Genomic DNA, 13,947 nt, shown 5'->3' with positions numbered 1-13,947 from the left:
CTCCCGCCGGGAGGGGGGTTGGGGTGAGGGTACGGGGCCGTTCGATGCTCCAATCCCGCATCCGGCCCTTCGGGCCACCTTCCCCCGGCCGGAGAAGGAAAAGCAGGGAGACATAGATGACTGATTTGCTATGGCAAAAACCCGGCGTCGAGGTCGATGCGCGGATCCAGGCGTTCCTCGCCGGTGACGACGTGCTGCTGGATCGTGAATTCTTCCTGCACGACATCTTCGCCAGCAGCGCCCACGCACAGGGATTGCAGCGCATCGGCCTCCTGACTTCGGACGAGCTGGCGGGGCTGGAGCAGGAACTGACGCAGCTGGCCGAGGATTTCCGCAGCGGCGCGTTCGTGCTCGATGCGCGCTTCGAGGACGGCCATTCCGCGATCGAGGCGCGGCTGACCGAGCGGCTGGGGGATGTCGGCAAGAAGATCCATACCGGCCGCAGTCGCAATGACCAGGTGCTGGTCGCCACGCGCTTGTGGTTGAAGGAAAAGCTGGCGCATTTGCAGGCGCTGGCACGCGAGATCGCCAAGGTCGCGCTGGCGCGCGCCGAAGCCGAGCGCGCGCTGCCGATGCCCGGCTACACCCATCTGCAGCGCGCCGTGGTGTCCAGCGCCGGGATGTGGTGGGCGGGCTGGGCGGAGGCGTTCATCGATGATGCCATCCGCGCTGGTGACACCCTGGCCCTGATCGATTGCAACCCGCTGGGCACGGCGGCCGGCTACGGCGTGAACATCCCGCTCGATCGCGAGCACACCACCGCGGCGCTGGGCTTTGCGCGGATGCAGGTCAGCCCGATCTACGCGCAGCTGTCGCGCGGCAAGTTCGAGTTGGCGGCGCTGGAGGCGCTGGGCAGCGCCACCCTCGACCTGCGCCGCCTGGCCTGGGACCTGTCGCTGTTCGCCAGCGCCGAGTTCGGCTGCATCGCGTTGCCGGCGCAGTACACCACCGGCTCCTCGATCATGCCCAACAAGCGCAATCCCGACGTGATCGAACTGATGCGCGCCAGCCATGCCAGCGTGGCGGCGGCGCGCACCGAGATCGAACAACTGCTGTCGCTGCCGTCCGGCTACCACCGCGACCTACAGGCGACCAAGGGGGCCATCTTCCACGGCTTTGGACGCGGTCTGGCTGCACTCGAACTGCTGCCGGCGCTGCTGGCCAGTCTCGAATGGCGTGAAGAACGTCTGCGCGGCGCGATCGATTCGGGCATGTACGCCACCGACGTGGCGGTCGAAGCGGCGCTGGCCGGTATTCCGTTTCGTGATGCCTACAGGACTGCGGCGGCGTCTGCCGACAGCGCCGGGCGGGGGCGCAGCCCGGAAGGCTCGCTGGCGGCACGCCGCTCACCCGGGGCCGCCGCCGACCTGCGGCTGGAGGCGCTGCGCGAGCGCTGGCAGGGGCTGGCCTGAATCCGGGCGATCGTGGCCGGGCTGACGCACGCCACGGCCGCCCGGTGCATCCGCCGGCGCGATGCCCGAACCGGGGCAGGCTGACCGCTTGCGGACGCGGCTGCCGTTGCTGAACAAGGGCGCTGCCAAAAACCTGCCGTTGCGGTAGGCTCATGGCGGGGGTTCGGACAGGCGGATTTCAGGGGAATGGAGTCGGTTGGCTTGCGGAAGGTGGCTGGCAACTCTTTTTTCGACGACTTTCCGGACTGCATCTCATTCGCGCATCCCCTGCGTGCGCGTTGATCGTGGAGTCCTTGTTCATGCGACCAGCCACCGTTTCGCACCGAAGGATGACAGCACTCGTCACACTCGCCTTCAGTGGCCTGTTGGTCTGTGGTTCGGCCGCCGCCAATTGCGCGCCGGATGCGGCGCTGCTGGCGACGAGCGGGCTGGCGTCATCGGCTCCGCTGGCAGCGCCCGCAGCCGCGCCCGTGCCGCAGGCAAGGCGCGCTGCGCCGGCAGCGCCGGCCGACGGCGGTTCCCGTGAAGCCTTGGCAGCCCTGGCCCGGCTGCAGGATGCCGACACCGCGCTCTCGCTGGCGGCCGAAGGCGCCGCCCTGTACGCGCGGGAACGGGTCAAGCTCGACGGCTATGCCTACTGCAGCCAGGCCGTGGAGCTGGCCGACCTGGGCGAACTGCGTGAAAGCGCGCGGGCGGCGAGCATGGCCCTGCACGTGGCGCTGGAGACCGGCAATCCGGATTTGCTCGGCAAGGCCTACCGCGATCTGTCGATCGCCTTCAGCTATGCCGGCCAGTTGGAGCGTGCCGAACAATTCGCCACGCTGGCGCTGAAGTATCCGGGCCTGGATCCCACCCAGGTGCTGGGGCCGGCCAACAAGATCCTCGGCGACGTGCGCGCCCGCCAGGGCCGCTATGCCGAGGCGATTGCCTATTATGATCAGGCGGAGAAAGGAAGTTCGCCGCGCTTCCAGCCGCTGGTGCAGGCCTCCCTGGCCAACGCGTTGATCCAGTCGGGTGATCTGGCGCGCGCGCGCAGCACGCTCGACGCGATGCCCGAGCCGGCCGACCGTGCCCAGCGCGCGCAGCTGGCCCGCACCCGCGGCAAGCTCCTGCTTGCCGAAAACCAGCCGGCGCAGGCGCTGGCCGTGTTCCGCCAGTTGGCCGACACGCCGGTCGATGCCGCGGCCGGCGACGGCGTGTTCTATCGCGCCTGGGCGCTGGACGGCATGTCGCGCAGTCAGGCGGCCCTGGGCGACGATGCGGCGGCCGCCGCGTCGCTGGATCAGGCGCTGGACGAATTCGAACGCGCGCGCGCGCAGTTCCGCAGCGATGATTTCAAGATGGGGCTGTTCTCGGATGCGCAGAGCGTGTTCGAACGCGCCATTGCCCTGCACGACAAGCTGGGTCAGGTCGAGCGCGCCTTCGACATCAGCGAACGCAGCCGCGCGCGTGCGCTGCTGGATTCGATTGCGGGCCGCGCCGACCTGAATTCGAACGAGACCACCGCGCTCGACGTGCAGACCCTGCGCGCCGGGTTGGCGCCCGATGAGGTGGTGGTCGCTTTCCACACCCTGCCGGACCATCTGGTGGCCTGGGTGCTGACCCGCGAGGGCGTGCGCGAGGCGCACTTCCCGACCGCGCTGCCGCGCGCCGATCTGGTCAAGTTGGTGGAGGCCTACCGGACGGCGCTGATCGGCCGCAACGCGGGCATCGTGACGGCGTCCGACCAGATCGGTCGCCTGCTGCTGGCGCCCTTGCAGATTCCCGCCGGAAAACGGCTGCTGATCGTTCCGCACGGGCCGCTGCACTACCTGCCGTTCCAGGCCCTGCGGCTGGACGGCAAGTACCTGATTGAACGCAATCCGGTGGCGCTGGCGCCTTCGGTCAGCATCGCCGCACGGCTGGCTGCGCACGCACCGCAGGCGCAGTCGCATCTGCTCGGGTTCGGCAACCCGACCGTCGCTGCCAGCGTCGCCGCGCCGCTGCCCGGCGCCGAACGCGAGGTGCGCGCGCTGGCCGCGGACTTCCCCGGCGCTCGGCTGTTCTTCGGTGAGCAGGCCACCCGCGCCAATTTCGACGAGTACGCCCCGCAGTCGCAGCTGGTGCACGTGGCCTCGCACGCGCTGGTGGATACCCTGGATCCGCTGCACTCGAAAGTCCTGTTCACCGATGGCGACGGCCAGCCGGTCTACCTGGAAGCCAAGGACGTGATGGCACTGAAGCTGGACGGGGTGGCGCTGCTCACCCTGTCGGCCTGCGAGTCCGGGTTGGGCCGGGTGGAGAACGGTGACGAAGTTCTGGGCTTCACCCGTGCCTTCCTGTCGGCGGGTACCTCCAGTCTGCTGGCCTCGCTGTGGCCGGTGTCGGATGCGGCGACCGAAAAACTGATGACCACCTTCTACGGCGACCTGGCCCACGGCGCCAACGCCCAGGACGCAATGCGCGACGCCCAGCGCGCGGTGCTGGCCAATCCGGCCACCGCGCATCCGTACTACTGGGCGCCGTTCAACCTGATCGGCAACTGGCGGCTGCGGGTGATGCAGTGAGCAGCGGAATCGGACGAGACGAGGATGTGATGATGGAACACCACAACGACTGCCCGCCGCGCCGCCCGGTCCGCCTGCGTCCGGCGCTGCTGGCGGCGGCGCTGGCGCTGGGGCTGCCCACCGCGCCGGCGCTGGCCGCTGATGCCAGCCCGCAGAGCGTGCCGCAGCAGGCCCAATCGTTGCCCGAGCCGCAGATGGCCCAGCAGGCGCAGGCCAGCTTCGTGCTGCAGGGCGTCGAATTCGTCGGCGCCACCCTGGTGCCGGAATCCGAATTGCAGGCGTCGGTTGCGGAGATGATCGGCAAGTCGGTCACCTTCGCCGACTTGCAGCAGCTCACGGTGAAAGCGGCGGCGGTGTACGCGCGGCACGGCTACGGGCTGGCGCGGGTGTTCGTGCCGGTGCAGGAAGTGGTGGACGGGCGGATCAAATTGAGCGTGCTGGAAGGCAAGCTGGGCGAGGTGTCGATCGAGATCGCCGAAGGCGCCCCGATCCACCTCGAGCGCGTGGCCGGGATGCTGTCCGTGCTCAAACCGGGCGAGCCGCTGAGCACGAATGAATACGAGCGGGCGATGCTGCTGCTGTCCGACCTGCCGGGCATCAAGCCGCAGTCCAGCGTCACCGTGGGCGCGTCCTCGCAGGCCAACGACCTGCGCGTGCACGTGGAGGCCCGCGACCGCTTCCAGTTCATGCTGGGGCTGGACAACAACGGCACTCGCGATTCCGGGCGGCTGCGGCTGACCGGCAGCCTGCGCTGGTCCAGCCCGTTCGAACGCGGCGACAATCTCGACCTGAGGATCATGGCTGCCCAAGGCATGCATACCGCGTTCGGGCGGATTTCCTACGAAACCCCGGTCGGCTATTCGGGACTGCGCATTGGCGGCGGGCTGGCGCGGGTGCAGTACGAACTGGGCGGGCCGTTCGCGCCGCTCAAGCCCACCGGCGTGGGCGATGTCGCCGACCTGTCGTTCAACTACCCGCTGATCCGCCAACGCAGCACCAACCTGCTGCTGCGCGGCGCACTGGAGCGCAAGTCGCTGACCGACCGCTATGAAACGGTCGGCCTGGAAACCCGCAAGCGGGTCAACGGCGTCAGTCTCGGCCTGGCGCTGGAACACCGCGACCGCTGGGGCGGGGGCGGCTACAACAGCGCCAATGTCCAGGTTTATCGCGGCAGCCTGCACCTGCTCGACCCGATGGCCAGGGTGCTCGACCGGCCGCCGTTCGGCTATTCCACCGAGGGCAGTTTCACCAAATTCACCCTGCAAGCGGCGCGGCTGCAGTATCTGGCACCGCGCTGGAGCCTGATGGCCAGCGTCGGCTACCAGCACGCCAGCCGCAACCTCGACCCCTACGAAAAGCTGTCGCTGGGCGGGCCCAAGGCGGTGCGTGCCTACGCCACCGGCGAGGTGCTGGTCGATGACGGCTGGTTGGGGGCGCTGGAACTGCGCTTCTCGCCGCGGCCGGAGACCACGCTGTATGCGTTCTACGATGCCGCGCGCGGGGACATGTACCACCGCCGCCGGGTCTTCGACCCGGATCTGGGGCGCAGCCTGCGCGGCTACGGCCTGGGTTTCAGCTGGAGCAAGCCCGGCAGCGTGGGCATGAACCTTAGCGTGGCCTGGCGGGCGACTGGGCCGGGCGTCACCGACGGCGGCGACCGCAATCCACGCATTTACTGGTCGATCCAGAAGGCGTTCTGAGGGGAAATGACATGAGCGCGAACATCAGCAATCGCAACAACGACAAGCATCGCAAGCAGACCCAACGCCGGCCGCGCCGCGGGCGTCTGGCGCTGGCGCTGGCCTTGGCGCTGCTGGCGCCGGCGGCGTGGGGGGGCGTCGTCACGCCGCCGACGCCTCAGCCTGTCCCGGCCTGTCCGCTTTGCTTGCCTGAAATCGGCACGGTGACATCCGGTGCCGCCACCTCCAACCTCGATCTCAGTGGCGTCATGAATCCGGGCCCGACGGGGATGGACACACTGATCATCACCCAGACCACGAACAGCGCGATCATCGAATGGAACACGTTCAACGTCGCCAGCGGGTTCGCGGTGTATTTTGATCAACCCAGCACCTCCAGCGTCACCCTCAACCGGGTGACGGGCGGCAATCCATCGTTCATCCAGGGAACGATCAATGCCACCGGGTCAGTGTTTCTGGTCAATCGCGCGGGCATCCTGTTCGGGGCCGGTTCGTCCGTCAACGTCGGCGGGCTGGTGGCCTCGACGATGGATATCACTGACGCGAATTTCAACGCGGGCGTGGGTTCTGGTCACTACATCTTCAACGCCGTCGCCGGGTTCCCGGGCGCGCCGGTCGTCAACCAGGGGGCCATCACCGCCGATGCCGGCGGCACCATCGCCCTGCTGGCAGCGCGGATCGAGAACCAGCCCGGAGCCACCCTCACGGCCCCCGAGGGCAGCGTGGTGTTCGGCGCCGCGGTCGGGGCCAACCTGGATTTCTACAACGATGGCCTGACCACCGTCACCCTGACCGGAAACGGGGCGGCGTCGGGCTGCGCGGTGGGGATACCGACCTCCTCCTGCCTGGGCGGCATCGAAAACAGCGGCACCATCACCGCCGCCGGTGGCCATGTCGAAATGCGTACCACCACCGACGACGGCCTGCCGCAGCCGATCGGCACCGCGCTGTTCACCGAGGCCACCAACGGCGGGCGGATCTGGATCGGCGGTACGGTGTCCACGCCGACCACGGCATTGGGCCCCGGCTCGATCATCCTCGATGCCGGGATGGGGAACGTCGATCTTGGCGGGATTTCCGGGCAAGCCGGCGTGGTCAGGGCCAACGCCACCGGCGCGGGCCAGAATGCGGGCACGGTGGAAATCGACGCCTACCAGTTGTTCACCCACGTCTGCTTCACGCCCGGCCCGCCGGGGAATTGTTCGGGCGTCGATAACATGGGCTGGATCGACGCCACCGCCCAGGGCGCCGGCGGCAACGGTGGCCAGATCACCATCAACCTCACCGGCGATACCTACGGTGGCGGGCTGTATCACGCCGGCATCATCCAGGCCGCCGCGTTCGGGGGCAACGGGGGGCTGGTCGACATCAACAACCCCTTCGGCACCTCCCAGATCCACAACTGGATCCTGGCCGAAAGCGGAAGCGCGACCGGAACCGGCGGCACCATCGATATTGAATCGATGAACATCGACATCTACCGCGGCCAGCGCGCCTGGCTGGGCGGTCCGGGTACCCTGATGTCACAGGGCGTGCTGTCGGCCTATGGCTACAACAACGGCGGTACGGTCAACCTCAGCGCCAACAGCATCAGCCTGATTTCCAATGGCTTGGCCGTGGTGCCGTCCGATCCCGAGTACTACTGGGCCATCAATGTGCGCGGGATGGGCGGCACTGGCGGCACGGTCAATGCCATGGCCAGCGGCGGGTCGATCTCGGTCATTGTGGCGCCGGGCTCGCCGGTGCCGTGGTTCGTCAATGCCAGCGGCTACGGCGCGGGCGGCTTTGTCGATTTCCAGTCCGAATTCATGCAGTTCGACGACACCCGCTTCGATGTCAGCGGCGGCGTCGGCTCCGGCACCGGCAACGGCGGCACGATCCAGCTCGGCGCGACGATTATCAATGTCAATGGCACCTTCCTCGCCTTGGGCGGCGCGGCCGGCGGCAATGGTGGCGATATTTCCATTAGCGGTGCCATCGTCAACTATGGCGGGTTCTTTGATACCCGTGCCGCCACGCCGGACATCTGGGGAACGCTCTTCAGCGAAGCCTCCGTCTATCTGGGCGTTGGCGGCTCACCGATCACCGTATTCGCGAAGGACTGGTCCCTCTACAGCGGCGAAGTCTGGGTCACCACACCCCTTGGTTTCGGCTCCTACAGCGAAGGTGTCGTGGTGACCGACGCGGTGCTGGCGGCGGCGATGGGCAATGGCACCCATGTCTGGCTGCTGGCCGACAACCTGACCTATGCCGGCGGGACCAGCTTCTTCGGCAACGTGAATTTCGTCGATTTCGCTTCGGTCAACGTCACCGGTACCGCCTTGGGCGGCGCTTCATTCACCGCGCTCAATGACATCCTCGGAAACAACTTCGCCATCACCGGAGCGAACGCCGCGCTGGGGCTGGAGTTTTCCGCCGGCGGCAACATCCAGCTTTCCAATTTCAGCCTGGACAGCTACGGCGGCGATATAGGCCTGTCCGCCGGAGATGTCCTGCTGAATGCAGGCATCATTGCAGCTGCAGGCGGTGAGTTCTACGCCGGAGCCAGTGGCAATGGCATCACCATCAACGGCGCCTCTTCGGTCACGGCAAGCACGATCACGCTGTTTGCCCCCGGGACCGTCGGCGGCATCCAGATCGCTGGGTCCACGCTCACGGCCGCCGGGGGCCTTGAGCTGGACGCGAACAGTTCCATTGCAGGCATCACGATCAGTGGTGGTTCGACCCTGCATTCCGACAGCGGCGACATCTTCTTGAACGCGGATGACAGCAGCAGCGGCGGCATCCAGGTCCTGGGCGGATCGATGATCGACGCCGACGGCGGCGGCATCACCTTGCAGGCCGAGCGCAGCTATATCGGAATCACGATCGACAACTCCACGCTCAGCGGCGGTAGTTCGATCGGGCTCTATGCCGAGGCGAGCGGCGGCGTTGAAATCCTCGGTTCCACCATCAGCGCGGTCGGCGATTATCTCCGCATCGAAGCAGACAACAGCACCAACGGGGTCTTGCTGGATTCCAGCACGCTCTCCAATCCCGCCGGGGGGATCGTCGTCAACGCCAATGACAGCGGCACCGGCATCCACATCACCAACACGACCAGCCTCACCAGCTACGGCGACATCACCCTGAGCGCCGACCACGGCGCCACCGGGGGCATCCGCGTGGATAACGGCAGCCTGATCCGCAGCAGCAACGGCGACATCGTGCTGCAATCGATGAACAGCGATACCGGGATCGATATCGATGATGCATCGATCTACGCCACCGGCGGCGATATTTCGCTGCTGACCGACGGCAGTGAGGGCACCGGAGGCGAGGGCATCCAGATCACGGGCAATTCCTACATCGACAGCGATGGCGGCAATGTCTACATGCTGGCGCGCTATACCGCAGACGGAATCTTTGTCGACGATTCCCATGTGCGCGCCGGCGGCGGCGACATCACGCTGCTGGCCGATTACGGCAACGGCATTTCCATTCTTGCCGGGGCGCTCGTGGACGCCGAAGGCGGCGCGATCCTGATCGATGCCGATCGTTCCAACATCGGGATCGTGGTCGACGCTGCGCAGGTCATTACCAGCAACGCCGCCATCACGATGACGGCGAATCTCGCCAGCGCTGGCGGCATCCAGATCGGCAACGGCGCTCTGGTCGACAGCAACGGCGGTGCCGTGACCCTGGACGCCGACGACAGCAGCGATGGCCTGCTGGTCTCCGGGTCGACCGTCAGCAGCGACGCGGGCGCGATGTACCTCAGCGCGTTGGGCACCGGCGGCGGCATTTCCCTGGTCAACGGCGACCTTGCCAGCACCTCCGGGAACATCGAACTGGCCGGGTACAGTGCCAGCGGGGCGGGGGTCAATCTCGACGCTGCCTCCAGCATCACGGCGGGCAGCGGTACTGTCGTCATCCGCGCCGGCAACGACGGCAGCAGCGATGCGATCGTGCTGGCCGGCCAGATTGCCAGCAATACGGCGGTGAACCTGCGCCCGCTGGATGCCACCGACACCATTTACCTGGGCGGCGGCAATGGCTTCGTGCTGGACAATGCCGAGCTTGCGAACATCGCCTCGCCGTGGCTGGTGCTCGGCAGCGCCCAGCATCAGGGCGCGATCCAGGTGCTTTCGGCCATCACCTATGGCGGCAACCTCACCCTGCAGAACCAGGGCGGTGGCAACGGCATTCTGCTCGACGCCATGATCGATGTCAGTGGCCATACGCTGGGCTTGCTGACCGCGGGCGACATTTCACAAGGCGCGACGGGCGCAATCCATGCCGAAAGCCTGCTGGCGGTGGCCGGTGGCAGCGTTTTCCTCAATGCCGCGGCCAACGACATCACCGGCAACACGCTCGCAGGCAGCGCCGGGGGCAGCTTCCTGTATCTGGACGCGAATGACCTGTCCATTGGCAACGTGGCCGGCCAAGGCTTCAACAACGGGGCCTTCGTCAACGTGAACGGGGCGGGCGTGAATGCAGACACCATCCTGATCCAGAACCTGACCGGCAACCTGAGCCTGAACGCCAACGTCAGCGGTGACGATATCGATCTGGTGACCGCCGGCGTGTTCCTCAATCCCGGCGGTGCCACCATCACCGCCAGCAACGCCTGGCGGGTCTGGGCCAGCACCTGGGTCGGCGAAAACCGCGGCGGCCTGCTCGGCAGCGGGCCGCTGCCCAACCTGTACAACTGCACCTACGGCGGCCCGTGCGGAGTCACCGTTGGCAGCGGCAACCACTTCATCTATACCCAGCAACCGGTGCTCAGCATCAGCGTCGATGACGTCAGCCGCGAGTACGGTGACAGCGATCCGGTCTTCACCTACACCGTCAGCGGCCTGATCTTTGCCGACGACAATCCGCTGTACGTCCTCAGTGCGCTGCTGAGCAGTGGCACCAGCGCCGGCAGCAACGTCGGAACCTATGCGATCAACGGCAGCTTCAGCTCGCCGGCCGGCTACGGTTTCAGCTTCACGCCCGGCACCTTGACCATCACCCCGGCAACGCTGGTGTTCACCGCCGATCCGTTGACCTGGTACATGGGCATGCCGTTCCCGGCGTTCACCGGCACGGTCACCGGCTTCAAGAACGGTGACACCTTGACCAGCGTGTTCGGGCCGGGCGGGATCCTGTGGGGCACCCCGGCAGGTCCGCTGTCGGGGCCCGGGTACTACGGGATTTTCGGCGGCGGCTCAGGCGCGATGAACTATGTCTTCGTCCAGGCGCAGAGCAACGTGTCGGCACTGCACATCCTGCCGCTGGCGCAGCCGTCGGACACCCCGACCCAGTTCATCTCCGAGCCGGAGGAAACCTTCGTCTACGAGACCAATTTCGAAACCGTCGCCATGTGCCCGCTGACGATTTCGGGCAATGAAAACGAATTGGCGGGCGGCGATCCGCTGGGCAACGAGTGGTCGAAGGTGCGCAAGCGCCTGAATCTGGTGAACTGCTTCAGCAATGACCGCCGCAACGGCTGCGGCAGTTTCTGAGGCAGCGGCGTCCGCCCGCGGCTGCCGCGGCGGACGCCGGATACGGTGGGAACTTGTGCAGGTGCTCCGTGGATTTGTTTATCCAAATCAATTGGTTGGATGATTGGCGTGCCCGATTGCTTCAACTTCAGGCAGAGACTTTGCCGAGGGCGTCTGAAGCCGCGGCTGAGCGAATGGGAAATGGCAATGGCCGGTCGCCGACGGCAATGGCGTATTCATGATCAAACGGGCGAACAATCTCTGATCGCCCCCCAAGTGGCCGGATGGCCACGGTGTCAGGAGGATTTGCAATGAGCGTCAAGACCTGGATGCGTGGCACGCTGGCGATCGCCTTGCTGGCGAGCTCCGGTGCCGTGTTTGCGCAAAGCAACCAAGGCAGTGAGCCGACCGTCGATTCGATCGTCAATGCCCTGAAATCGAACAATGACCAAGCCCAGGACGAGCAGACCCGGGCGCTGCGGCCGGGTGCCGCCTCGATGGCCACCACCGCGCCCGCGGCAGCGCCGGAGGCGGCGCCGGCAGCGGCTGCGGCACCAAAGCCGAAACCCCGCGCAAATCGCGGGCATGGCTCGCATGTCGCAACGTCTTCGGCGCGCGCCTCGACCAACATGACGATCAATTTCGAATTCAATTCGGACCAGATCTCCGGTGATTCGCAGCGCACCATGGCCACCCTGGCCGAAGCGCTGGCCTCACCGCAGCTGTCCGACCGCAAGTTCACCGTCGTGGGGCATACCGATGCCAAGGGCTCGGGAGCCTACAACCTGTCCTTGTCCGAGCGCCGCGCCGCTTCGGTGCGTGCTTATCTGGTCGAGCACGGCATCGACGCCGATCGCCTGACCGCAGAAGGCAAAGGCGAGAGCCAGCTGCTCAACCCGCGCAATCCGAATTCGGGCGTGAACCGCCGCGTCGAGATCATTGCGACGGGGCGTTGAGGCAACGGGGCTTTGAGGCAGCGCCGATGCAGCCGGGGTTGTCTTGAGAACGAGATCTTGAGGGACGAGGATTTCCCGGCGGGCAAGTCCATGCCGTTGGCAAATTCGCAAGGAGCAAGGCCCGGGGAGGGCAGGAGCAGGCTGGTCGCGTTCATCGCCGTGCGGTGGGCGCGATCCGCTTTCTTCGGCGGGCGCCGAACAAGTCCATCCCGGGCTTGTCGGCTGACGCCAAGTCCAGTGCAAGCCAGTGCTGGCCTGGACTTGGCGCTCGCGGATCAAACACTTGGGTGAATGATCCGCTGCCGGCCCTTCCCGGCCGGCCGGCATCGCCGGCTTTTCGGCGTTGTCATGGGATTGACTGAGGTGCGTGGCGGCACGGCTTCGATCTGCGAAGCAGGCGCCATCTCCGGCTCGGTCCGGGTTGGGTGAAGATGCCAGAGCAAGACGAGCCAATTTCCCGACGACGGACCCCGATGAAGGCCCGGGGCTGCGGCGGTGCACGACTGCATTTCCCGGCCTTGCTGCTGGTGCTCGTGGCCTCCAGCGCTGCTGCTCTAACTCCGCAGCAGGCGCCGCCGGATACCACCCGCAGCCTGCACGCGGGCACGGCGACCCAGGCGGCGCGTACCGACGTCCAGTCGCGGGAAGAGCCGGCAACGCGACGCGAAACACCGGCAGAACCGGAGCAAGTGCCGCCGGGCCTCACCCGCGGCGTACGTCCTGCGGCCACGACCCAGGCCACGGACGCAGTCCTGCATCCGGACGCGGCATCGAAGCGCGGGGTGTTGTTCCGGATCACCGCGCCGGCGCAGGGCAACGCCCGGCCGATCGTCGGCTATCTGTTCGGCACCATCCATTTCGGGACAGCCGAGGAGCAGGGAATCGATTACGGCATCTTGGGCAAGCTGCTCGACGAGGTTGCGGTGTTTGCCAACGAGGCTGATGTCGATACCCCTTGGGACACGCGGCTGGACGGCTATCGCTGGCTGCCGGCGCGGGCCTCACTGTCGCGGTTGCTGGGCGCCGTCGCCATGGCCAAGGCGCACGAACTGCTGCCGGACGTGCGGGAGCGCGATTTGCAGCGGATGCGGCCGTGGATGGTGCTGGCGCTGCTGGAAGCGCGCGGTGAGCCGGCGGGGGCAGACAATGCCGATGTCCGGCTGCAGCGGATCGCCAGCGGCATGGGCAAACAGCTGGTCCATCTGGAGTCCCTGGAAGACCAGCTGCGCGCGCTCGACTGCGTTCCGGCGGAGCAGCAAGCACAGGTCCTGGCCGAACGCCTGCACAATCCGGTGTTCCTGCAGCTCGATTCGGCCGAAGCCATGGCTGCCTACCGCGCGCGCGATCTCGAGGCCTGGATGGCCGACGTGGATCGCATGGAAGGGCTCAGCGATTCCGCCAAGCGGATCGAACGTCGTTCGCGCCTGTGTCTACTGGAGGACCGCAATGCACGCTGGATCGGTGTGATCGAGGATTTGTTCCGCCGGCAGCGCGCCCTGGTTGCCGTGGGCGCCCTGCATCTGGCTGGACCGGACGGACTGGTCGCCCGGCTGCGCCGTGATGGCTTCAGGGTCGAGGCGATACCGCCATCTGAGCCTTGAGATGATCGCATCTGCAAGGCCATTGCTTACACGAAAAAACCGGCACTAGGCCGGTTTTCGCTGGAACCCTTGATTTCATTGGTCGGGGAGACAGGATTTGAACCTGCGACTTCTACGTCCCGAACGTAGCGCTCTACCAGGCTGAGCTACACCCCGAAGTGGAACGCGAATTTTATGGGTATGCAGGGGCGACGGCAAGGGGGAGGGGCGATTTGGCTGGATGCGTTGCCCTAGAATGTGCGTTTGTGCACTGCGGAGCCCTGC

At 66.6% G+C, this 13,947-nt stretch carries 6 protein-coding genes and 1 tRNA gene; 6 read left to right on the top strand and 1 reads right to left on the bottom strand.

Features of this window, described 5'->3' with window-relative positions:
- Nucleotides 1-116 precede the first annotated feature (116 nt).
- The 6 genes from argH to M9902_RS01185 all read left to right on the top strand — a co-directional run bounded on the left by argH (nt 117) and on the right by M9902_RS01185 (nt 13,683).
- The gene (argH, locus tag M9902_RS01210; RefSeq protein ID WP_297220607.1) at nt 117-1,412 is read left to right on the top strand and encodes an argininosuccinate lyase; all 1,296 of its coding nucleotides are present in this window, start codon (nt 117-119) and stop codon (nt 1,410-1,412) included.
- 329 nt (nt 1,413-1,741) lie between these two features.
- Nucleotides 1,742-3,958, top strand: coding sequence for a CHAT domain-containing protein (locus M9902_RS01205; protein WP_297220605.1), 2,217 nt, complete (start codon nt 1,742-1,744; stop codon nt 3,956-3,958).
- A gap of 32 nt (nt 3,959-3,990) precedes the next feature.
- A complete protein-coding gene (locus M9902_RS01200; protein ID WP_297220603.1) occupies nt 3,991-5,658 on the top strand; it encodes a ShlB/FhaC/HecB family hemolysin secretion/activation protein in 1,668 nt (555 codons plus the stop codon).
- Between the two features lie 11 nt (nt 5,659-5,669).
- Nucleotides 5,670-11,147, top strand: a complete 5,478-nt coding sequence (locus M9902_RS01195; protein ID WP_297220601.1) for an MBG domain-containing protein — start codon at nt 5,670-5,672, stop codon at nt 11,145-11,147.
- Between the two features lie 290 nt (nt 11,148-11,437).
- Entirely contained in the window at nt 11,438-12,082 is a 645-nt protein-coding gene (locus M9902_RS01190; RefSeq protein WP_297220599.1) for an OmpA family protein, read from the top strand.
- Nucleotides 12,083-12,555: 473 nt separating this feature from the next.
- Nucleotides 12,556-13,683: a TraB/GumN family protein gene (locus tag M9902_RS01185; RefSeq protein ID WP_297220597.1), complete on the top strand. Its 1,128-nt coding sequence runs from the start codon at nt 12,556-12,558 to the stop codon at nt 13,681-13,683.
- Nucleotides 13,684-13,762: 79 nt separating this feature from the next.
- Here the strand turns inward: M9902_RS01185 and M9902_RS01180 are convergent.
- A tRNA-Pro gene (locus M9902_RS01180) sits at nt 13,763-13,839 on the bottom strand.
- Nucleotides 13,840-13,947 lie beyond the last annotated feature (108 nt).

The sequence above is a fragment of the Thermomonas sp. genome, from assembly GCF_023953935.1.
GTDB lineage: Bacteria > Pseudomonadota > Gammaproteobacteria > Xanthomonadales > Xanthomonadaceae > Thermomonas.
The sequence above is the reverse complement of the archived record's forward strand: the minus strand, read 5'-3'. Positions and strand labels throughout refer to the sequence as shown.